Origin of the sequence: Janibacter sp. GS2 (assembly GCF_051200835.1) — a bacterium.
In the GTDB taxonomy this organism is placed as follows: domain Bacteria; phylum Actinomycetota; class Actinomycetes; order Actinomycetales; family Dermatophilaceae; genus Janibacter.
Genome location: NZ_CP195161.1, coordinates 2,887,546 through 2,909,214, shown reverse-complemented (window position 1 = coordinate 2,909,214; position 21,669 = coordinate 2,887,546). Strand labels below are relative to the sequence as shown.

The window sequence follows — 21,669 nt, the reverse complement described above, 5'->3', positions numbered from 1 at the left end:
ACGACGCGGACACATCGCGTCCAGCAGGTCCAGGAGGAATGCACGTGGAGGAACAGCGGTCGGTGGACGAGCACGAGCGGCCCGACGAGGACCCCACGGTGCCCGAGATCGAGCCGGATGCGCCGATCGAGTCCGACCCCACGCGCGATGACAGTCCTCCGGTCGTGCACACCACCGAGGGCGACGTCCTGCGGGCCGGGGAGGTCCACGAGAGCGAGACCATCCCCGCCGACGAGGTGCGCGATCCCGACCGGAGGCACGAGCACCCGGACGACCGGCCGATCGTGCGGGTCTCCCTCCCCCCGACCCTGACCCTGCTGCTCGGGCTCGCAGCCGGCGTCATCGCCATCGCGGGGCTGAAACAGGTCGCCGGGATCGTCGCGCCGACCTTCCTCGCGGGGACGCTGATCATCGCCGTCTACCCGGTCTACAAGTTCCTGCGCCGGATCCTGCCCGGGGCGATCGCCGGCCTGCTGCTCATCGTCATCCTCTACGGGATCCTCGCCGCGCTCGGCGCCTCGATCGGGATCGCGGCGACCCGCTTCGCCAACGAGCTGGCCAAACCGGAGTACGTGAGCACCTTCACCGGGCTGGTCAGCGACGCCCGCTTCATGCTCGTCGAGTACGGCGTCGAGGCGACGGAGATCGACGAGGCCATCGCCAACTTCGACATCCGCAACCTCGCCGGCGTCGCGACCTCCCTGGCCAACACCGTCACCGGGCTGACGACGACGATGCTCTTCCTGCTGACCGTGATGATCTTCCTGGTCATGGATGCCGGGGGTTTCGGCCACCGGCTGGAGGCCATCCACCGGTACAAGCCCGATGTCGCCGACGCGCTCGTGGACTTCGGGTACCGGGTGCGCAGGTACTGGATCGTCTCGACGGTCTTCGGTGTCATCGTCGCGGTCATCGACTACGGCGCCCTGGTGTGGCTGGGTGTGCCCCTGGCGATGACCTTCGCGCTGCTGTCCTTCGTGACCAACTACATCCCCAACGTCGGCTTCGTCCTCGGTCTGATCCCACCAGCCTTCATCGGCCTGCTCTCCGGGGGTGTGTCGACGATGGTGTGGGTCATCGTCGTGTACTGCGTGGCGAACTTCGTCATCCAGACGATCCTCCAGCCGAAGTTCACCGGCGACGCGGTCGGGATCAACGCCTCGACGGCCTTCCTGTCGCTGGTCTTCTGGGCCTACGTCTTCGGTGCCCTCGGCGCCCTCCTGGCGATCCCCTTCACCCTGCTCGTGAAGTCGCTGCTCATCGACCGGGACCCGAAGACGCGGTGGATCACCCCCTTCATCTCGAGCAGTCCGCATCAGCCGGAGGAGCGCTCGTCCGCGTGAGCGGCGGGGAGGCGACGATCTCGCGGCCGGCCCTGCCGTAGGGTGACCTGTCGTGGCAATTGACTTCGCATCCGAGATCCAGAACCTGCGTACGACCATGGCGTCGGTGCGTGAGGTGACCGATCTGAGCGCACTGGAGGCGCAGATCGCCGACCTCGAGCAGCAGGCGACGGCGCCCGACCTCTGGGACGACCCGGACAAGGCGCAGGGCGTGACGTCCGCGCTCTCCCGGGCCAACCACGAGCGTGAGCGCATCCTCGCCATGGACGCACGCATCGACGACCTCGAGGCGCTCATCGAGCTCGGCTCCGAGGAGGGTGGAGCGGACGGCGCCGAGGTCCTGTCCGAGGCCCAGGCCGAGCTGACCAAGGTCACCAAGGCCGTCGGACAGCTGGAGGTCCGCACCCTCCTGTCGGGGGAGTACGACGACCGCTCGGCGGTCGTGACGATCCGCGCCGGCGCCGGTGGCGTCGATGCCGCGGACTTCGCCGAGATGCTCATGCGCATGTACCTGCGCTGGGCCGAGCGCCACGGGTACCCGACCAAGGTCATGGACACCTCCTACGCCGAGGAGGCGGGCCTGAAGTCGGCCACCTTCGAGGTCAACGTCCCCTACGCCTACGGCAACCTCTCCGTCGAAGGGGGGACCCACCGCCTGGTGCGGATCTCGCCCTTCGACAACCAGGGTCGCCGACAGACCTCCTTCGCTGCCGTCGAGGTCATCCCGCTCATCGAGGGCACCGACTCGATCGAGGTTCCGGAGAACGAGCTGAAGGTCGACGTCTTCCGCTCCTCCGGCCCCGGCGGGCAGTCGGTCAACACCACCGACTCCGCCGTGCGCATGACGCACATCCCCACCGGCATCGTCGTGTCGATGCAGAACGAGAAGTCGCAGATCCAGAACCGCGCGGCCGCACTGCGGGTCATGCAGTCGCGCCTGCTCCTGCAGAAGAAGGCCGAGGAGGCCGCCGAGCGCAAGGAGCTCGCGGGCGACGTCAAGGCCAGCTGGGGTGACCAGATGCGCTCCTACGTGCTCAACCCGTACCAGATGGTCAAGGACCTGCGGACCGAGCACGAGACCGGCAACCCGTCGGCGGTCTTCGACGGTGAGATCGACCAGTTCATCGAGTCCGGCATCCGCTGGCGCATCGAGCAGGCCAAGGCCGAGGACTGACCCGGCCCACGGGCCCGAACGCGCCGAGATCACGGTGATGTCACGGGCCGTCGTGCCCTGCGGCTTATCCTGCAGGCGGCCAATGTCCCCTTCGTCCCCCGAGGCCGCGTGCAGTAGATGATCCGATTCGAGAACGTCACCAAGAGGTACCCCAACCAGAGCCACCCGGCACTCGGCGGGATCGACCTCAACATCGACCGCGGGGAGTTCGCCTTCATCGTCGGTGCGTCCGGCTCCGGGAAGTCGACGTTGGTGCGCCTGACGATCCGCGAGGAGGTCGTCAGCGGCGGCCGTCTCCTCGTCGGGGGGCACGACCTGCGCGGCATGCCGCAGCGCAAGGTGCCGCAGCTGCGCCGCCAGGTCGGCACGATCTTCCAGGACTTCCGCCTGCTGCCGAACAAGACGGTCCAGCAGAACGTCGCCTTCGCCCTGCAGGTCATCGGACGGCCCCGCCGCTCCATCCGCGCGCTGGTCCCGGAGACCCTCGAGCTCGTCGGCCTCGCCGGCATGGCGAAGCGGATGCCGCACGAGCTCTCCGGTGGCGAGCAGCAGCGGGTGGCCATCGCCCGCGCCGTCGTCAACAAGCCCCCGGTGCTCCTCGCCGACGAACCGACGGGCAACCTCGACCCGGCGACCAGCCTCGAGATCGTCAAGTTGCTGCGCCGCATCCACGACTCCGGCACGACGATCGTCATGGCCACCCACGACAACACCATCGTGGACGCGATGCAGCAGCGCGTGATCGAGCTCGAGGACGGGCTGATCATCCGCGACGAGCAGGGCGGCAGCTATGTCCCCAAGGTCGTCGACTCCCGTGACCGGGAGGAGCGGGAGGCCGGACGGACCGACGACGACCACGGCGGCGAAGGGGGAGTGGCCACCCACGAGCCTCCGGAGGAGCCCCCGCTGGGTGAGGTGCACGCCTTTGACGACTGGGACGACGACGCGGAGGACCTGCTGCGATGAAGCCCTCGGTATTCGCTGACGCCTGGGAAGGCCTGCGGCGCAACAAGTCCATCGCCGTCTCGGTGATCCTCGTGACGATGATCTCGATGTATCTCCTCGGCGTCGGTCTGCTCGCCCAGCAGCAGGTCGACCAGATGAAGGGGTACTGGTACGACCGCGTCCAGGTCTCGATCTACATGTGCACGGAGACCTCCGCCCAGCCCAACTGCTCCACCGGTGGCGTGACCGAGGACCAGAAGGAGTCCATCTCGGCGCAGCTGACGGAGATGGAGCCACTGGTCGAGGAGGTCTACTTCGAGTCCGAGCAGGAGGCGTACGACCGCTTCAAGGAGGACTACAAGAACTCCCCGCTCGCCAGCAACATCCGCGTCGGTGACATCCCACCCAGCTACCGTGTGCAGCTGAGTGACCCGGAGGAGTACGCGACCGTCGCCTCCGCCTTCGACGGAGCGCCCGGTGTGGCCAGCGTGCCGAACCTGCGAGAGGTCTTCTCCCCGCTCTTTCGGGCCATCAACATCATCACCGCCGTCATGGTCGGCCTCGCCGTCCTGACACTCGTGTCCGCGGTGCTCCTCATGGCCACGACGATCCGGCAGGCGGCCTTCACCCGCCGTCGTGAGATCGCGATCATGAAGCTCGTCGGTGCCTCCAACCGCACGATCCGCACCCCCTTCATCATCGAGACCGTCTTCTCCGGGCTGATCGGGGTGGTGATGGCGATCGGATTGCTGTGGGTGTCCGCCTGGGCGCTCTTCGACCGATATCTGCTCGAGGAGAACTCCACCGCAACCGCCTTCATCTCGGCGGACGACGTGTGGTTCATCGCCCCCTTCCTCGTCCTGGGGGTCGTGGTGCTCGCCATCGCGACCTCGACGGTGACGCTCTGGCGCTACCTGCGGGTGTGACACGCCGCGCCCATTCCGCGGGCAATGCTGTCCACGCCCGTGCTTCGTGGCTACCGTGGTCCGCGATGCGTTCTACCCCCAGGCCCCCGGCCCGTCGCCGAACCCGTGCTGTCACCGGTGCGGCGCTGTCGGTGTGCCTGCTCGCGGGCGCCGTGTCCCAGGCGGCGGCCGACCCGGACCCCGCGGACCGCAAGGCGACGGTCGACAAGCAGCTCTCGGACGCGAACGATGACCTGCACGACACCTCGACCGACCTGGTCAAGGCCTACGAAAAGCTGAAGTCCACCCGCGCCAAGTTGCCCGCGGCCCGGACCAAGGCCACCCGGGCCAAGGAGGCCGAGGAGAAGGCCCAGGGCGAGTACGACGACGCCGCGGCGGCCTATGACGTCGCGCAGGCCAACGAGCGCAAGGCGGAGAAGGAGCTGCGCTCGACGAGTACGAAGATCACCACCGCCAGGCGCGCCGTCGCCGGTTTCGCCGGGCGGGTCTACCAGCAGCAGGGCACGGGCACGCTGTCCGTCGCGGTCGGCACCGAGGATCCGAGCGACTTCGTCGACAAGATGGTCATGGCCGAGTCGGTCGGGGAGTCACAGGGAACCGCTCTGCAGGACCTGAGCGCCAACCGGGCCAACCTCGTCTCCACGGGTGACCGGCTCAGTGCGCTGCGGACCAAGACCAAGTCGGCCAAGGAGGCCAAGGAGACGAAGCTCGCGGCGTCGAAGGCCGCCAGCACCGCCGCGGACAAGGCCGAGAGCGAACTGGAGGGTCTCGAGAAGGACCAGACGAGCCAGGCGGCGACGCTGCGCGCGGAGAAGAAGAAGGACGAGAAGAAGGTCTCCAGCCTCAAGGCCGAGTCGGACAAGCTGACCAAGGTCCTGGAGGAGCGCGCTCGCAAGGCGCGGATCCGTGAGGCCGAGATCCGTCAGGCCCGCGAGGCGCAGGAGAAGCGTGAGGCCGAGGCCCGCGAGCGCGCCGAGGCGGCCGAAGCAGCCCGAAAGGCCAAGGAGAAGAAGGCCGCGTCGCGGCGGTCCTCGTCCAGCAGCTCGTCGTCCGGTGGCTCCGGCACCAGGCCGGCCGCGCCGGCCCCGGCCCCTGCCGACCCCAACCCGGCCCCGCCCTCGAGCTCCGGGGTGCTGGCCGCGCCGAGCACGGCCGCGGTCAGCTCCGAGTTCGGGCTGCGCTTCCACCCGATCCACCAGTCCTACCGGCTGCACTCGGGTCGGGACTACGGCGCCGCCTGCGGTACGCCGGTGGTCGCGGCGGCTGACGGCACGGTCGTCGCAGCGCACGTCGCCGGGGGGTACGGCAACCAGCTCGTCGTCGACCACGGGGTCAAGCGCGGGTCCTCGCTCGCCACGACGTACAACCACCTCGAGTCCTTCGCGGTGCGCAGCGGCAGCGTCAAGCGCGGCCAGGTCATCGCCTATGTCGGGACGACCGGCACCTCGACGGGCTGCCACCTGCACTTCGAGACCCGGGAGAACGGCACCCCCACCGACCCCCGCGGCTGGCTCTGACGCGACCACGCCGGCCAAACCGGTGGCCAGACCACCCCGGCCACCGGGTACGGTGACCCCCGACATCACGAAAACGAAGGGGGTGGATCCCGTGGCGAAGAAGAGCAAGGACGGCGAGCTCGTCGTCGCGCGCAATCGCAAGGCGCGGCACGACTACCTCATCGAGGAGACCTTCGAGGCGGGCGTCGCCCTCATGGGCACCGAGGTCAAGGCGCTGCGCATGGGCAGGGCCAGCCTCACCGAGGGCTACGCCGTCTTCTACGGGGACGAGCTGTGGCTCGAGCAGGTGCACATCCCGGAGTACGTGCAGGGGACGTGGACCAATCACACGCCACGTCGCCGGCGCAAGCTGCTGCTCCACCGGGCGGAGCTGGACAAGATCTCCGCCAAGGTCCAGGGCAGCGGGCGGACCGTGGTCCCGCTGTCGTTGTACTTCAAGAACGGTCGGGTCAAGCTCGAGATCGCCCTGGCCACGGGTAAGAAGTCCTACGACAAGCGGCACGCACTGCGCGAGCAGCAGGACCGCCGAGAGTCCGAGCGCGTCATCTCCGACCTGCGCAAGCGCCGCAACTGACCCGGATCGCCCGGGATCGTCAGTCCGTGGCGGGAATGTGTTTGGTCGCATCCGCTGTTGAGTGGATACTGAGAGAGCACAACTGAACAGCGTGACGTGTCCACCCCATGGGGGTGATCGGTTTCGACATTGGCCGGTCCTTCAGGGGAAGCGGGTCGAGGATGCACGGTCATCTCGTCAACGCTCCGTGCAAAACCAATAGGTGCCGATTCCAAGCGCACCGACTTCGCCCTCGCTGCCTGAGCGAGCCCGAAGTCCGTTGGCCTAGGTTTGATCTCGACCTAGATCCCAGCGTCAGCTAGAGATCTTGCTGCAGTGTTTCGTCGCGGGACACTGTGGGACTTCATCGCGACTGGGCCTGTCGGGGGACGTGTGCGTGCGAGCCCCGAGGCCGAGAAAATCCATAGCGCACTGCACCCGGAGAAGCCCTGATTGTCTGCCAGTGGACGCGGGTTCGATTCCCGCCACCTCCACCATTCGTGGTCACGTCACGCCAGCACATGAGGAAGGGCGGGACCGTGCGGTCCCGCCCTTCCCCATGTCGTGCTCACTTCTTGAAGGCGTCCTTGACCTTCTCGCCGGCGGCCTTGAGCCCGCCCTTCGCCTGCTGGGCATCGCCCTCTGCGCGGAGGTTCTCGTTGTCGGTGGCCTCACCCGCAGCGGACTTGGCCTTGCCGACGTTCTCGTCCTTGGCGTTCTCGAACTTGTCTTCGATACCCATGGGGGTCCTCCTGTGGTGGGTGAAGACTTCACGCAACCACAGCACGGGGGAAATGACCACCCCGGGGGATGTCAGTCGGCTGCGGTCTCTCGCGCGGCGACCTGCGCCTTGACCTCGTCCATGTCGACGTCCTGCACCGCGTCGAGCAGCTGCTGGAACTGCGCTCTGGGCAGCGCGCCAGCGCTCTGGTGGAGCAGGATGCCGTCGCGGAAGGCCATGAGAGTCGGCACGGAGGAGACATTGGCCAAGGACGCGAGCTCCGGGTTGTCGTCGATGTCCACCTTCGCGAAGGTCATGTTCTTGTGCTCGTCTGCCGCTTCCTCGAAGACCGGCGCGAACTGGCGGCAGGGGCCGCACCAGGACGCCCAGAAGTCGACGATCACGGTTCCGTCACCCGACACCGTCGAGCGAAAGAGATCCAGGTCGAGATCGGTGATCTTGGTCATGGCATCCACTGTAATCTGCCGGTCCACGGACTGGCGAAGCGTGGGTGTGCTGTGCTGGCCCCATGAGCACGATCGCCCCCCGCCGCCCCCTCGTGCTCGCGGTGGTCGTCGTCCTGATGGTGGTCCAGTCCGTCGTGGTGTACCTGCCCCTCGGCCCCGGTCCGCCATCCTCAATTCCGCACAGCGACAAAGTGATTCACGCCGTGGTCTTCGGGGGGCCGATCCTCGTGGCCGGGCTGGCGAAGGGGAGGTCGTGGCTGCTCGTCGGCCTCGTGAGCGCGGTGCACGCGCCGGTGAGCGAAGTCATCCAGCATCGGTTCCTCATCCACCGCTCGGGGGACCCGTGGGACGTCGGAGCCGACTTCGTGGGCATCGGCCTGGCCCTGGCGGGGGTATCCTTGGTGCTTCGGCGACCACGACGTCGCCGACTCTAGAAGCTCGCACGCCGCTTTCGACCATGGATGTCGCCCGCGATGAGTTGCGGGTTTATCCAGTCAAGTTGAGAGAAGTGTGAGCTGCCCCGTGCCGCCCAAGAAGAAGACCCGTTGGACGACCGCCCAGAAGAACGCCGCTGCGAAGAAGAAGGCCGCCTCGCAGGGTGCGCCCAAGCGACCCCACCGCGGACAGCGCCCCGCCGCTGACGCGCCCAGGACCAAGGACCGCTGGCGTGAGCGTGAGGAGCCCGCCGGGGCGGCGCGCCCCAAGCGCGTGCGCCGCGACGGAACCGAGGAGCGCGGTCAGCGCCCGTGGGAGCGTCAGCGCAGCGATGACCGTCGCAGCGGTGGCTACCAGGGCCGCAACGACGACAACCGCGGTGGTGGCTACCAGGGCCGCAACGACGACAACCGCGGTGGTGGCTACCAGGGCCGCAAGGACGACAACCGCAGTGGTGGCTACCAGGGCCGCAACGATGACAACCGCAGTGGTGGCTACCAGGGCCGCAAGGACGACAACCGCAGCGGTGGGTACCAGGGCCGCAAGGACGACAACCGCAGTGGTGGCTACCAGGGCCGCAAGGACGACAACCGCAGTGGTGGCTACCAGGGCCGCAAGGACGACAACCGCAGTGGTGGGTACCAGGGCCGCAAGGACGACAACCGCAGTGGTGGCTACCAGGGCCGCAAGGACGACAACCGCAGCGGTGGCTACCCCCCGCGCTTCGAGCGTGAGCAGACCCGCCGCCCGGTCGAGCGCGTCGAGGACCCGGAGGCGCTGCGCCAGGAGGCCGACACCTGGACCTCCTCGGCCCGCACCTCGATCAGCGGACCCGTGGACGTCGCCGAGGACAACGGCTTCGCCGGTCTCGGTCTGCCGCCCGTGCTCGTCGAGCGCCTGGCGCGCGACGGCATCACCTCGCCCTTCCCCATCCAGGAGGCGGCCATCCCGGACGCTCTGGCCGGCAAGGACGTCCTCGGCCGCGGCCAGACCGGGTCGGGCAAGACGCTCGCCTTCGGGCTGCCCATGCTCGCCCGCCTCGCCGGTGGTCGTGCCCGCAGCCGCAAGCCCCGCGCGCTGATCCTCGTGCCGACCCGTGAGCTGGCGATGCAGGTCAGCGACTCCCTCGAGCCGCTCGTCCACGTCGTCGGACTGCGACACAAGCTCGTCGCCGGCGGTCTGTCCTACACCGGCCAGACGGCTGCGCTCGACAAGGGGGTGGACGTGCTCGTGGCCACGCCGGGCCGCCTGGTCGACCTGCTCGATCGCAAGGCACTCACTCTCGACGAGATCGAGGTGGCCGTCCTCGACGAGGCCGACCACATGGCCGACATGGGCTTCCTGCCGTCGGTGACCCGCATCCTCGACGACTGCGCCCCCGGCGGGCAGCGCCTGCTCTTCTCGGCGACGTTGGACCGTGGCGTCGGTGACCTCGTCGCCTCGTACATGATCGACCCGGTCACGCACAACACCGATGACGTCGCGGCGAGCGTCTCGACGATGGAGCACCACCTGCTCCTCATCGATCCGCAGCACAAGAAGCAGATCACCGCCCGGGTCGCCTCGCGCTCCGGCCGAACCCTGATCTTCGCCCGGACGAAGCTCGGGTGCGAGCGGATCGCCGGTCAGCTGCGCGAGGAAGGCGTCCCCGCGGCGGCCCTCCACGGTGGTCTGACCCAGTCCGTGCGCAACAAGACGATCGGAGCCTTCCGTACCGGCGCGATCCCGGTGCTCGTCGCCACCGATGTCGCCGCGCGCGGCATCCACGTCGACAACGTGTCGCTCGTGATGCAGGTCGACCCTCCGGGCGACCACAAGGACTACCTCCACCGCGCCGGTCGCACCGCTCGTGCGGGGGAGCAGGGCAGCGTCGTCACCCTCGTCCTGCCGCACCAGCGCAAGGAGGTCATGCGCATGGCGTCCTCGGCCGGCCTCGAGGCTCGTCCCACGAAGACGACTCCCGAGGACGAGGTCCTCACCGGCATCGGGGCCACCGAGCCCACGGGTGAGCCGATCTCGGACACCGACTTCCGCAAGCTCGTCGACCCGCGCCCGGCGCGTCGTCACTCGGGCACCCGCGGACCGCGCGGCGCACGCAATCACCAGGGCGGCGGCAATCGTCGCCAGGGTGGTTACCAGGGGCGCTCTCGGGCCTAGGGTCGAGACATGGAGACCTCGCTCGCCGGCAAGCTGCTCGTCGCCACCCCGGAGCTGGGTGACGACCTGTTCGCCCGCAGCGTGGTCTTCATGCTCCAGCACGACGAGCTGACCGCCGAGGGCGTCGTGCTCAACAAGCCGCTCGACGCCCCCGTCGACGACGTCCTGCCCGGCTGGCAGGAGGGGGCCAGCGAGCCACGTCGCGTTTTCCAGGGCGGGCCGGTCCAGCTCGACTCGGCGATCGGGCTGGCCGGCCTTCCCGGGGACGTCGAGCCGCCTCCCGGGCTCAAGCGGCTCTTCGGCGCGGTGGCCCTGGTCGACCTGGACACTCCCCAGGAGATCGTCTGGCCGCAGGTCAGTGCGCTGCGGATCTTTGCCGGCTACTCCGGCTGGAGCGCCGAGCAGCTCGCCGAGGAGCAGGCCCGCGGTGGGTGGTACGTCGTCGACGCCGAGGTCCACGACGTCTTCGACGAGGACCCGGCGACGCTCTGGCGCCGCGTGCTGCGCCGCCAGACCGGTCCCGTGGGATGGGTGTCGACCTATCCCGTCGACCCAGCCCTGAACTGAGCCGGTCACCGGCCCGGTCCCGCTCCCTTCGTCCGGCCGCCCGCCTAGGATGAGCGCATGAGCACGCCCCTCGACCCGAACCAGCCCGGCGCCCTCCCGGAGTCCGGCGCCCCGTCCACCGCGGTGCTCGAGCGCACCGACCCGGACCCCCAGGTCGCCGAGCCGGGCGACCACGAGCGCTTCAGCCACTACGTGCGCAAGGAGAAGATCCTCGAGAGCGCCCTGTCGGGGGAGGCGGTCAAGGCCCTCTGCGGCAAGATGTGGATCCCCGGTCGCGACCCGGAGAAGTTCCCGATCTGCCCCATCTGCAAGGAGATCTATGACGGTCTTCGATCCCCGCAGGACGACGAGGACTGACCGCTGCAGTGGAGGCCTTCTACCGTCAGGTCGACGAGGGTCGCTTCGAGTCCCTCCCGCCGACGGCCGGTCCGTGGAGCCCGCACGCGCAGCACGCCGGCCCCCCGGCCGCCCTGCTCGCCCGGGCGATGGAGATGCATGAGCCCCGGGCCGACATGCGTCTGGCCGACGTGCGGCTGGACATCCTCGGCCCCATCCCGCTCGCGCCGTTGCACGTGGAGGTCGAGGTGCTGCGCGCGGGACGATCGATGGAGCTGCTCCAGGCGAGCGCGAGTGCCGACGGCAGGCCGCTGGCCATCGCGCGGGCCTGGCGCATCGTGCGGGCGCCAGAGGACTTCCCGAGCCTGACCGGCCACCGTGCCGCTGGCCCCGGGGCCGTCCCGGACACCGAGGTCACCGACGACGAGCGCTACCTCCGGATGCCCGGCGCCCACGAGGACGGATACCTGCGGGCCGTGGAGTGGCGCATCGTCGAGGGCGGCGTCGGCACGGGTGGCACGACCGTGGCGTGGGGCCGCCAGCGGATCCCGCTCCTGGCGGGCGAGGTGCCGACCCCGTGGCAACGCACCCTCGTCCTGGCCGACTCCGGAGGCGGGATCACCCTGACGGTCGACCCGCGCAGGCACACCTACATCAACTGCGACCTGCACGTCGCGCTCGACCGCGACCCCGACGGGGAGTGGATCCGGATGAGCTCCCAGGCGCTCGCGAGCCCGGGTCACGGGGGCACGGTGCACACGACCCTGGCCGACGGTCACGGCGATCTCGGGACCGGGCTGCAGACCATGGTGGCGCAGAACGCCCGAGGGTGAGAGACACCTTTTCGTCCCTGTCGCCGCAGCGATCTAAGGTGTCCCTGCGATGAGTCAGTCTGCTGCTTCCAACCTCTCACCCGCCTTTCCGAGGCGGGCGGCCTGGGGTACCGCCGGAGCCCTGCGGGCGTGGCAGGTCGACGCCCTGCGGGACTACCTCGACACCGGGCGCACCGACTTCCTCGCGGTCGCGACGCCGGGCGCCGGCAAGACGACCTTCGCCCTCCGGGTGGCCGCCGAGCTGCTGTCCGCCGGCGAGATCACCGGGGTGACCGTCGTCGCCCCCACCGAGCACCTCAAGACCCAGTGGGCTGATGCCGCCGGGCGGGTGGGGATCCACCTCGACCCGAGGTTCTCCAACACCACGGGAGTCACGTCGAGCGACTACGACGGTGTCGCCGTCACCTATGCGCAGGTCGCCTCACGCCCCTCGATCCACGAGGAGCGCACGCGCAGCGAGCGCACCCTCGTGATCCTCGACGAGATCCACCACGGCGGCGACAACAAGTCCTGGGGCGACGGCATCCGGCAGGCCTTCGAGCCGGCCGTGCGGCGCCTGTCCCTCACCGGGACGCCCTTTCGCTCCGACACCAACCCGATCCCCTTCGTCGGCTACGAGTACGGCGACGACGGGATCCTGCGCTCGAGCAGCGACTACACCTACGGATACGCCGAGGCCCTGCGTGACGGCGTCGTGCGACCGGTGCTCTTCATGGCCTACGGCGGCGCGATGCGCTGGCGCACCCGGGCGGGTGACGAGATCGCCGCCCGGCTCGGCGAACCGATGACCAAGGACGTCACCGCGCAGGCCTGGCGGACGGCGCTGGACCCGAAGGGGGAGTGGATCCCCTCCGTCCTCGCGGCCGCCGACAAGCGCCTCACCGAGGTGCGCCGCGGGGTGCCGGATGCCGGGGCGATGGTCATCGCGTCCAACCAGACCCAGGCCCGTGCCTATGCCCGGATCCTCCAGGGGCTGACCGGGGAGAAGCCGACGATCGTCCTCTCCGACGACTCCGGGTCCTCGCAGCGGATCGAGGAGTACGCGAGCGGCACCTCGCGGTGGCTCGTGGCCGTGCGCATGGTCAGCGAAGGGGTGGACGTGCCCCGCCTGTGCGTCGGGGTCTACGCGACCTCGACATCGACGCCGCTGTTCTTCGCCCAGGCCGTCGGGCGCTTCGTGCGGGCCCGATCCCGCGGCGAGACGGCGTGCGTCTTCCTGCCGAGCGTTCCCACGATCCTCGCCCACGCCGGGGCGCTCGAGGAGGAGCGTGACCACGCCCTCGACCGCCCCGAGTCGGCGCAGGACGAGGCGCCGATGTGGTCCGAGGAGGAGGGCATGCTCGCGGAGGCCAACCGCAGCGAGTCCGCGAGTGACGACCTCCAGGGATCCTTCGAGGCGCTGGAGTCGGACGCGCACTTCGACCACGTGCTCTACGACGCACAGCAGTTCGGGTTGCACGCCGAGGTCGGGTCCGAGGACGAGCAGGACTACCTCGGGCTGCCGGGGCTGCTCGAGCCGGACCAGGTGCACGCGCTCCTGAGCGAGCGCCAGACGAAGCAGTCCAAGCGCACCGGCGCCCCGGCGAAGCCCGCGGCCGACGCCCCGGTCGCAGCCCACCGCGCGCTGGCGGCGCAGCGCAAGGAGCTGAACAAGCTCGTCTCGGCCTACGCCCAGAAGGGGGGCGTACCGCACGCCAACGTCCACATGGACCTGCGTCGCGCCTGCGGCGGCCCCGAGCTCGCGCAGGCCACGAGCGAGCAGGTCACCGAGCGGATCGAGCGGATCCGGCGCTGGTTCGTCGGGCGGCGCTGACCCGAGGAGTCCGCGCTCAGCCGCGCCGGGCCGCCGCCTCGACAAGGGGCCCGGTGCGCATCTCGAGGTGGGTGACCAGGCAGACCGAGGTGCTCGCGCGCACCACGTGCGTGTCGTCGATGATCGCGTCGATGACCCGTCCGAGGTCCGCGTTGTCCGCGGCGACGATGCGGATGATCAAGTCGCCGGCCCCGGTCGTGGAGTGGATCTCGAGCACCTCCGGGATCGCCAGGAGGTGATCGACGACGGCCTCGTGGCCCAGGCGCTGGCGGATCTCGAGGGTGCACAGGGCGGTCACGGGGTAGCCGAGCGATGCCGGGTCGATCGTCGGCGCGAGGGTGCGGATCACCCCCTTCGCCCGAAGGTGGTCCAGACGGGCCTGGACGGTGCCGCGCGCCACCCCGAGCTCCCGGGAGGCGCCGAGGACACCGATGGTGGGCTGGTCGCTCATCAGCGCGATGAGACGGGCGTCGAGGTCGTCGATGACCGCAGGCCGGGCGGGAGGGGCGTTCATGGTCAGATTGTCGCGTCAGGGGTGGGCCGATGGCAACAGATTGCGCACCGTGTGCACCGCGGCGCGGGTCCGTTGCACACGTCTGCGCGGGGGGCCATCCTGACGAGCATGTCCAACACCGCAGTTGAACTCACCAGGCAGGAGCGCGAGGCCCAGCTCGACCTCGCCCAGCTCAAGCAGCTCGTCGGGCTCGTCGACTACGACGAGGCGGCCGATCCCTTCCCGGTCACCGGGTGGGACGCGATCGTCTTCGTCGTCGGCAATGCGACCCAGACGGCGCACTACTACCAGAGTGCGTGGGGGATGGAGCTCGTCGGCTACGCCGGTCCGGAGACCGGGCAGATGGACCACAAGTCCTTCGTCCTGCGCTCCGGGTCGATCCGCTTCGTCGTCAAGGGCGCGGTGCGTCCGGACAGCCCCCTCATCACCCACCACGCCCAGCACGGCGACGGCGTCGTCGACATCTCGCTCGAGGTGCCCGATGTCGACAAGTGCATCGAGCAGGCCCGTCGCGCCGGGGCGACCGTCCTCGAGGAGCCGCACGACGTCGGCGACGACCACGGCCGCGTGCGCATGGCAGCCATCGCCACCTACGGCGAGACCCGGCACACACTCGTCCAGCGGGTCGTCGACGGGGAGGCCTACAGCGGCGCCTACCTCCCGGGCTACGTCGCGCGCACCTCGAGCTTCGTCAAGCGCGACGGTGCCCCGAAGCGCCTCTTCCAGGCCCTCGACCACATCGTGGGCAACGTCGAGCTGGGCAAGATGGACGAGTGGGTGGAGTTCTACAAGCGCGTCATGGGCTTTGCCAACATGGCCGAGTTCGTCGGGGACGACATCGCCACCGAGTACTCCGCCCTGATGTCCAAGGTCGTCGCCAGCGGCAACCACCGGGTGAAGTTCCCGCTCAACGAACCGGCGATCGCCAAGAAGCGCAGCCAGATCGATGAGTACCTCGACTTCTACACCGGCCCGGGCGCCCAGCACCTGGCGCTCGCGACGGGCGACATCCTGCGCACGGTCGACGAGCTGCGCCGAGAGGGCGTGGAGTTCCTCAACACCCCGGACGCCTACTACGACGACCCCGAGATGCGCTCGCGCATCGGTGAGGTGCGGGTGCCGATCGAGGAGCTGAAGGCGCGCGGCATCCTCGTCGACCGCGACGAGGACGGCTACCTGCTGCAGATCTTCACCAAGCCGCTCGGCGACCGCCCGACCGTCTTCTTCGAGATCATCGAGCGGCACGGCTCGCTCGGCTTCGGCAAGGGCAACTTCAAGGCGCTCTTCGAGTCGATCGAGCGGGAGCAGGACAAGCGCGGCAACCTCTGATCCGCTGGTCCCCCGACGGGCCCGGTCGGGGGGCCGGGCGGCGTCCCGGGATGCGCGGGCGACATGAGATCGTGAGGTCATGAGCACCCCCGAGAGCGCCGGTTGGTACGACGACCCGGAGGACGACTCCCGGCTGAGGTACTTCGACGGGATCATCTGGAGTGACCGGACCGTCCCCCGGCAGGCGCGTTCGGCGCAGCCGACGCCCTCGAGCGAGCCGGTGTCGTCGCAGCACGGCCCGGGCACGGATGTCTTCGGGCGTCCGACGGGTCACATCGGTCAGCCGACGCAACCGGGTCCCGCCGGCTGGGGAGCTCCCCACCAGCAGCCGTGGGGACCGCCGGCCAGCACCGCTGAGCCGACCACCGTGGACGGCCAGCCCCTCGCGGGCTACGGCGCACGGGCGGGGGCCTACCTCATCGACCTCGTGATCCTGGGGCTGCTCAACCTGCTCGTGTCCGGCTGGGCCTGGTACCTCTGGATGGCCGACTACGTGACCTATGTGTGGGACGCGGCGCTGGCCGGCAACCAGGACGCTGTCAACGAGCTGACTCCCGAGCAGCTGCTCGGCTTCTTCAGCTGGCAGTACTTCTTCGTCGCCGTCGGGCTGAGCCTGCTGCTGCAGACCGCCTACCACGTCGGCTTCCTCGCGACCCGGAATGCGACGCCCGGGAAGATGATGCTCGGCCTGAGCGTCCGTCGCGTAGACCAGCCGGGACGCCTCGGCGTCGGCACGGCCTTCATGCGGTTGTTGCTGCCGTTGACCGTCGGAGTGTTCTCGGTGGTGCCGCTGCTGAGCTACCTGGTGTGGTTCGTCTCGGTCGCCGACCTGCTGTGGCCGATCAAGGACGAGCGTCGACAGGCACTGCACGACAAGATCGCCGGGACCCAGGTGGTCAAGGGCAAGCAGCCCCGCGGCACGCTCACCCAGGAGTCCTGAGCCCCGGGGAGCCGCCTCAGGCGCCTGACGGCGCGAGGAGCCCGAGGTCGCCCAGCCCGCCGATCGGGTCGGTGACGTCGCAGCACCCGTAGCCGGCGAAGGCCGCGCGCACGGCCGCGACGTCCGGGCTCGACCATCGCGCGACGATGTCCGCCAGCGCGTCGGCGTCGCGGAGGTGCAGCAGCTCGCGCACGGTCTGCTCGTCCGCCCCACCCGCGCTCGCGTGGACCGCGACGAGGACGTTGAGCAGCCCGTGCTGCTCCTCGACCTGACCGCCGACGCCGTGCTCGCCGCGCACCACGTGGTGGAGTCCGCCGGTGAGCACGAAGGGGAGGTGGCGCTGCGCCGCGCCGAGGACGAAGGTCGCGAGCTCGGCGGCGTCCGGCCACGTCCAGTCCGGCGTCGGCCCGGTGCGGAACTTCGCCCGCACGTCGGCGACGTGCGCCGCCGCCGCGATGTCGTCGAGCGCGAGGTCCTGGCCCGCGCGGCCGACCTCGAGGTTGACGACCAGGCCGTCGAGGTCGAGGTCGCGCCAGTCGGGGGCCCACGCGGTGTCGAGCGAGACGACCCGGGCCCCGTCGAGGGTCCGCAGGCTGCTCAACGCGGTGGTGATGTCCGCCGGGGAGGTGCCGGGACGCGCGACCAGGCCGATGGCGGGCGGAGGCGGTGTGCCGGCAACCACCGTGGCGACGAGCTCGTCCACGGCGCCGACCCCCACGAGGAAGGGCCCGACGAGGTCGGCGTACTCCGCCTCGCGGTGGCCGTGGTGGGCGCGGACGGCCTCGTCCACGGGCAGGGCAGCCGGCGGGAAGAGCGCTGCGTCGTTGACGAGGGAGATGAACAGTGCCCGGTGGGCGCGCTGACGCGGTGCTGCGGAGGACATGGGGCGCAAGGCTACCGAGTGTCGGCGTCGTCGCCGTGGTGGGCGAGGACGGCGCGCACGAGGGCGCCCATCCGGCTGCGTTCCGGGACGAGGGGAGTGATTCCCTTCGCCTCCAGGGGTGCGGCGGTCACCGGACCGACGGCAGCGAAGAGCACCTCACCCGCGGCGCTGCGGGCAACGACCGCCGCGGTGACGTCGGCGGCCTCCGCCGCGTCGAACCACGCCGTGACCGCGGGAGCCGACGTGAAGACGACCGTGTCGATCACACCCTCGGCGACGTCGTGGACGGATTGGGTGACCGCCCGGGGGTCGGGAGCCGGGCCCGACCGGTAGACGACGAAGGGGATGACGGCCGCGCCGGCGGCGGTGAGCGCGTGATCGATGCCGTCCGAGCCGGTGCCGTGGTGCTGGACGGCGACGCGGGTGCCGGCCACCCCGCGGTGGAGGAGGTGCTCGATGATCTCCGCAGCGGTCTCGGACCCGGCCACCCACGCGGGGGACAGGCCGCGGGCGAGAAGAGCACCTCTGGCCTTCGTCCCGCGCGCCACGATCCGCACCTCGGCGAGCATCGCGATGAGGTCATCGATGAGGCCGGCGGTCTCGGCGGCCTCGAACCAGCCGCGCAGGCCCTGGCCGGTGGTGACGACGAGGGTGTCCGGGGGATCAGCCAGGAGCGCACGGGTGGCCGCGAGCAGCCGCGCGTCGTCGGCGTGCTCGACGATGGTCATGGCGGCGGCGTGGCGGATGGTCGCTCCGCGTCGGGCGAAGGCCTCGGCCAGGTCCTCGCTGCGTCGGTGGGCGGTGATGAGGACGGTGTGTCCGGCCATCACCGGTGGCAGGGAGGTGCTCATTCCGGGGCCGCCAGCTCGACGCCGGCCGCGGTCAGCTCCGCGAGGGCGGCCTCGGTGGTCTCGGTGGCGACGCCCGCGATGGTGTCCGTGAGCAGTCGGACGCTGAATCCCGCCCCGAGCGCGTCGAGCACGGTGGCCCGCACGCAGTAGTCGGTCGCGATCCCGCCGATGTCGAGGTCGGTGACACCCCGCTGCTCCAACCACCGGGTCAGCCCGGTGTGCCCGTCGCCGGCGGCGACGCCCTCGAAACCGCTGTAGGCGGCGTCCGTCATGCCCTTGCGGAAGATCTCGTCGACGTGGTCGAGGGCGGGCAGGAGCGACGGGTGGAAGTCGGCGCCGGTGGTGCCTGCGGCACAGTGCACGGGCCAGGTCGTCGAGAAGTTCGGGTCACCGTCGGTGGCCCAGTGGTCACCCGGGTCGTGGTGCCAGTCCGCCGTGACGACGATGGCCGCGTACTCGCGGTGGGTGGGCTCGGGGCCCGACCGGTCCGCCAGGACCCGTTGCGCGGACCGCGCGGCGACGGACCCGCCGCCGGTGACGCCCATGGACCCCCCTTCGCAGAAGTCGTTCTGGATGTCGACGAGGACCAGCGCGCGTGCCATCACCCGAGGATGTCATGAGCGAGGTGACGGCGGGCCTGCCGGACCGTCAGTCGAGGAGGGACCAGAAGGCGTCGAAGGCCTGCGCCGTGCCGGGACCGTCGAAGCTGACCTGCGTCGCGACGACGGCTGCACGTCCTGTCCGCGGGTCGGCGTAGCCGATGGTGCCGAGCCCGCCGGCCCAGCCGATGAGTCCGTGGGGTCGGATCTCCACGTGGTGCCCCCAGCCGCAGTCGGCGTCGAGGAATCCGCTGGCCGTGACGCGCTGCCCCGCCGTGAGGTGGTCGGTGCGCATGTCGGCCACGGACTCGGCGGACAGGAGCGCGGGGGCGGTGCCGACGAGGGAGGCGAGGAAGGTCAGCTGGTCGGGGACCGTCGAGACGAGCCCCGCGGCGAGCGACTCGAAGGGTGGCACCCGGGTGTAGGTGCCGGCCGGGACGGGGAAGGGGGTCAGACCCCCTTCGTCGTCGGGGCCGTAGGCGGTGGCCATCCGCTCGGGGTCGCCCCGGAAGGCGGTGTCGGTCAGCTCCAGCGGGCCGAGCACGTGCTCGGAGAGCAGCTCACCCACGGTGCGGTCGGTGGCGCGGGCGAGGAGCACACCGAGCACGTCGCTGCTCGTGTGGTAGCGCCAGGCACTACCGGGCTGGTTGGCCAGGGGGAGTGCGCCGAGCCGGGCGAGGAACTCGTCCGGACCCATCTGCGGACCCCACGGACCGGGCTCGAGCCCCCGCTCGCCCAGGCGCGTGGCGAGCGGTCCGGGCTCGCTCACCCAGCCGAAGCCGGGCGTCATCGTCAGCAGGTGGCGCACGGTGATCGGCTGCTCGGCGGGGACGGTGTCGTCGAGCGCGGCTGCGGGATCCGTGAGCACCCGGGGGTCGGCGAGCTCGGGCAGCCACTGCTCGACGGGGTCGTCGAGATCGAGGATGCCGAGCTCGACGAGGCGCAGGGCGAGGGCCCCGGCCAGTGGCTTGGTGTTGGAGGACATCGCGAACTGGGTGTCGGCGGTCATCGCCGGACCTTCGAGGGAGCGGCGGCCGCCCGCGTGGACGGTTTGACCGTCGGCATCCGCGACGCCGGCCACCCAGCCGACGAGCTCACCCCGGTGGACGAGCCGGGCGCAGGTGTCGGCGAGGGCCGTGAGTGCGGCGGTCATGCTCTCCACGCTCCCAGAGAATCGGGTCGCTGTGCAGGAACCCGTCGTTGGCCGCGCTCCGCATCAGACACTCGGCGAGTGCACCGCCCGCGGGCGAGTGGTGTGGGTGCGGCCGGTCGGTGCCGTCCAGGTACAGAGCCCGTCCGGTGTCATCGCCAACCGCCACCCGGCGTGGTGCTTGAAACCGTGGTGGATGCCGGCACCCTGGTGCCCCGGCGCGCACGAAGAACACTACTGCGGACCACCGACAACGCTGTGTGGCAGACCATGCGTCGAGGGCTAGGGAGTCTCCGTGAGGAAGATCGTCTCGACGGCCGGTTGTCCCTGGCTGAGCTGGTGCGCCGATCGGGGCAGCTCGGCGACCGAGGCCTCGTGCCGGGCTCGCGCCGCCTCGAGGGTGCAGTGCCCTCGTCCGACGATGTCACCGTCGCTCACGAGCGGCACCATGAGGTCGCGGTCGTCCTCGTCGCCCTGCGGCTCCTCGCCGATCCCGAGGACCTCGGCCTCGACGACCCCCAGCGGGCTGCGGCGGCGCAGCGCGTACTTGCGCCCGCCGAAGGAGACCTTGTCCTTGCTCTTCTTCGCGACGCCGATCATCCGCCCTTCCTCGTCCTCGCAGGCCACGAGCTTGAAGACCATCGACGCGGTCGGGTGACCCGATCCGGTGACGGCCCGGGTGCCCACGCCATAGGTGTCCACCGGTGCCGCGGCCAGCGCCGCGATGGCGTACTCGTCGAGGTCCGAGGTGACGACGATCTTCGTCCCGGTCGCTCCGAGGGCGTCGAGCTGCTCACGCACCTCGCTCGCCTGGACCACGAGGTCACCCGAGTCCAGACGCACCCCACCGAGGCCGGTGCCGGCGACCTCGATGGCGGTGTTCACCCCTTCGGTCACGTCGTAGGTGTCCACGAGCAGCGTGGTGCCGCTGCCGAGCGAGGCGACCTGCGCCTCGAAGGCCTCCCGCTCGCTCTCGTGGAGCAGGGTGAAGGAGTGCGCGGCGGTCCCGCCCGTGGGCACACCGTGGCGGCGTCCCGCCTCGAGATTGGAGGTCGACGCGAAGCCGGCGATGTACGCGGCCCGTGCTGCGGCGACCGCGGCCTCCTCGTGGGTGCGGCGACTGCCCATCTCGATGACCGGTCGAGCTCCGGCGGCCCCGGTCATGCGCGAGGCGGCAGAGGCCACGGCGGTGTCGTGGTTGAGGATCGAGAGCACCACCGTCTCCAGGATCACGCCGTGCGCGAAGTCCGACTCGACGACGAGGACCGGGGAGTAGGGGAAGTAGGTCTCCCCCTCGGCGTAGCCCCAGATGGAGCCCTCGAAGCGGTAGTCGGCGAGGAAGTCGAGGGTCCGCTCGTCGACCACCCGGCGCTCGCGCAGGTCGCTCAGCTCGGCATCGCCGAAGCGGAAGCTCTCGATCGCGTCGAGGACGCGTCCCGTCCCGGCGAGAACCCCGTAGCGACGGCCGCTGGGCAGCCGGCGCGCGAAGGTCTCGAAGACGCACTGACGCGAGGCCGCGCCGCTGCGCAGGGCCGCCTGGAGCATGGTCAGCTCGTAGTGATCGGTGAGCAGCGCGGTGCTGGGTCGGATCGTCACGCGGGCCACTCTAGGCTGGA

The 21,669-nt window shown here is 70.3% G+C and carries 22 protein-coding genes and 1 other RNA gene; 15 read left to right on the top strand and 8 right to left on the bottom strand.

The window, feature by feature from the left end:
* The first annotated feature begins 44 nt into the window (after window positions 1-44).
* The 7 genes from ACR9E9_RS14020 (at window position 45) to ssrA (ending at window position 6,955) form a co-directional block, all read left to right on the top strand.
* A complete protein-coding gene (locus tag ACR9E9_RS14020; protein WP_435199480.1) occupies window positions 45-1,343 on the top strand; it encodes an AI-2E family transporter in 1,299 nt (432 codons plus the stop codon).
* A 52-nt stretch (window positions 1,344-1,395) separates the two neighbouring features.
* Window positions 1,396-2,517, top strand: a complete 1,122-nt coding sequence (prfB, locus tag ACR9E9_RS14015; protein WP_435199478.1) for a peptide chain release factor 2 — start codon at window positions 1,396-1,398, stop codon at window positions 2,515-2,517.
* Between the two features lie 117 nt (window positions 2,518-2,634).
* A complete protein-coding gene (gene ftsE, locus ACR9E9_RS14010) occupies window positions 2,635-3,483 on the top strand; it encodes a cell division ATP-binding protein FtsE (protein WP_435199476.1) in 849 nt (282 codons plus the stop codon).
* Window positions 3,480-4,388, top strand: coding sequence for a permease-like cell division protein FtsX (gene ftsX / locus ACR9E9_RS14005; protein ID WP_435199474.1), 909 nt, complete (start codon window positions 3,480-3,482; stop codon window positions 4,386-4,388). The genes ftsE and ftsX overlap by 4 nt, the downstream gene beginning before the upstream one ends.
* Before the next feature lie 65 nt (window positions 4,389-4,453).
* Window positions 4,454-5,905: a peptidoglycan DD-metalloendopeptidase family protein gene (locus ACR9E9_RS14000; protein WP_435199472.1), complete on the top strand. Its 1,452-nt coding sequence runs from the start codon at window positions 4,454-4,456 to the stop codon at window positions 5,903-5,905.
* Between the two features lie 91 nt (window positions 5,906-5,996).
* Entirely contained in the window at window positions 5,997-6,479 is a 483-nt protein-coding gene (gene smpB / locus ACR9E9_RS13995) for an SsrA-binding protein SmpB (protein ID WP_435199470.1), read from the top strand.
* Window positions 6,480-6,588: 109 nt separating this feature from the next.
* Window positions 6,589-6,955: a transfer-messenger RNA gene (ssrA, locus tag ACR9E9_RS13990) on the top strand.
* A gap of 71 nt (window positions 6,956-7,026) precedes the next feature.
* Here ssrA and ACR9E9_RS13985 read toward each other — a convergent pair.
* Complete coding sequence (locus ACR9E9_RS13985) at window positions 7,027-7,200, bottom strand: CsbD family protein (RefSeq protein WP_435199468.1); 174 nt, start codon at window positions 7,198-7,200, stop codon at window positions 7,027-7,029.
* A 71-nt stretch (window positions 7,201-7,271) separates the two neighbouring features.
* Entirely contained in the window at window positions 7,272-7,646 is a 375-nt protein-coding gene (gene trxA, locus ACR9E9_RS13980; protein ID WP_435199466.1) for a thioredoxin, read from the bottom strand.
* Between the two features lie 62 nt (window positions 7,647-7,708).
* Here trxA and ACR9E9_RS13975 point away from each other — a divergent pair, with 62 nt between their 5' ends.
* The 6 genes from ACR9E9_RS13975 to ACR9E9_RS13950 all read left to right on the top strand — a co-directional run bounded on the left by ACR9E9_RS13975 (window position 7,709) and on the right by ACR9E9_RS13950 (window position 13,787).
* On the top strand, window positions 7,709-8,080 hold the full coding sequence (locus ACR9E9_RS13975; protein ID WP_435199464.1) for a VanZ family protein: 372 nt from the start codon (window positions 7,709-7,711) through the stop codon (window positions 8,078-8,080).
* A 76-nt stretch (window positions 8,081-8,156) separates the two neighbouring features.
* On the top strand, window positions 8,157-10,238 hold the full coding sequence (locus tag ACR9E9_RS13970) for a DEAD/DEAH box helicase (protein ID WP_435199462.1): 2,082 nt from the start codon (window positions 8,157-8,159) through the stop codon (window positions 10,236-10,238).
* Window positions 10,239-10,247: 9 nt separating this feature from the next.
* Complete coding sequence (locus ACR9E9_RS13965) at window positions 10,248-10,805, top strand: YqgE/AlgH family protein (protein WP_435199460.1); 558 nt, start codon at window positions 10,248-10,250, stop codon at window positions 10,803-10,805.
* A gap of 57 nt (window positions 10,806-10,862) precedes the next feature.
* Window positions 10,863-11,162 (top strand): DUF3039 domain-containing protein, encoded by a 300-nt coding sequence (locus ACR9E9_RS13960; protein ID WP_435199458.1) that lies wholly within the window; start codon window positions 10,863-10,865, stop codon window positions 11,160-11,162.
* An 8-nt stretch (window positions 11,163-11,170) separates the two neighbouring features.
* Window positions 11,171-11,974 (top strand): thioesterase family protein, encoded by an 804-nt coding sequence (locus ACR9E9_RS13955; RefSeq protein WP_435199456.1) that lies wholly within the window; start codon window positions 11,171-11,173, stop codon window positions 11,972-11,974.
* Between the two features lie 49 nt (window positions 11,975-12,023).
* A complete protein-coding gene (locus tag ACR9E9_RS13950) occupies window positions 12,024-13,787 on the top strand; it encodes a DEAD/DEAH box helicase (RefSeq protein WP_435199454.1) in 1,764 nt (587 codons plus the stop codon).
* A gap of 16 nt (window positions 13,788-13,803) precedes the next feature.
* On the opposite strand, the gene ACR9E9_RS13945 is transcribed toward ACR9E9_RS13950, so the two are convergent.
* A complete protein-coding gene (locus ACR9E9_RS13945; protein WP_435199452.1) occupies window positions 13,804-14,301 on the bottom strand; it encodes an Lrp/AsnC family transcriptional regulator in 498 nt (165 codons plus the stop codon).
* A gap of 108 nt (window positions 14,302-14,409) precedes the next feature.
* Between ACR9E9_RS13945 and hppD the strand changes: the two genes are divergently transcribed.
* A complete protein-coding gene (hppD, locus tag ACR9E9_RS13940) occupies window positions 14,410-15,630 on the top strand; it encodes a 4-hydroxyphenylpyruvate dioxygenase (protein WP_435199450.1) in 1,221 nt (406 codons plus the stop codon).
* 79 nt (window positions 15,631-15,709) lie between these two features.
* Window positions 15,710-16,570 carry an RDD family protein gene (locus tag ACR9E9_RS13935; protein WP_435199448.1) on the top strand — a complete coding sequence of 287 codons (861 nt, stop codon included), beginning with the start codon at window positions 15,710-15,712 and terminating at the stop codon, window positions 16,568-16,570.
* 16 nt (window positions 16,571-16,586) lie between these two features.
* On the opposite strand, the gene ACR9E9_RS13930 is transcribed toward ACR9E9_RS13935, so the two are convergent.
* From ACR9E9_RS13930 to ACR9E9_RS13910, 5 genes are all read right to left on the bottom strand, one after another.
* Window positions 16,587-17,453: a hypothetical protein gene (locus ACR9E9_RS13930; protein ID WP_435199446.1), complete on the bottom strand. Its 867-nt coding sequence runs from the start codon at window positions 17,451-17,453 to the stop codon at window positions 16,587-16,589.
* A gap of 11 nt (window positions 17,454-17,464) precedes the next feature.
* Window positions 17,465-18,304, bottom strand: a complete 840-nt coding sequence (locus ACR9E9_RS13925) for a uroporphyrinogen-III synthase (protein WP_435199445.1) — start codon at window positions 18,302-18,304, stop codon at window positions 17,465-17,467.
* Window positions 18,301-18,906, bottom strand: coding sequence for an isochorismatase family protein (locus tag ACR9E9_RS13920; protein ID WP_435199443.1), 606 nt, complete (start codon window positions 18,904-18,906; stop codon window positions 18,301-18,303). The genes ACR9E9_RS13925 and ACR9E9_RS13920 overlap by 4 nt, the downstream gene beginning before the upstream one ends.
* A gap of 46 nt (window positions 18,907-18,952) precedes the next feature.
* Window positions 18,953-20,056 (bottom strand): serine hydrolase domain-containing protein, encoded by a 1,104-nt coding sequence (locus tag ACR9E9_RS13915; protein ID WP_435199441.1) that lies wholly within the window; start codon window positions 20,054-20,056, stop codon window positions 18,953-18,955.
* Between the two features lie 279 nt (window positions 20,057-20,335).
* Window positions 20,336-21,658: a nicotinate phosphoribosyltransferase gene (locus tag ACR9E9_RS13910; protein ID WP_435199439.1), complete on the bottom strand. Its 1,323-nt coding sequence runs from the start codon at window positions 21,656-21,658 to the stop codon at window positions 20,336-20,338.
* Window positions 21,659-21,669: the final 11 nt, after the last annotated feature.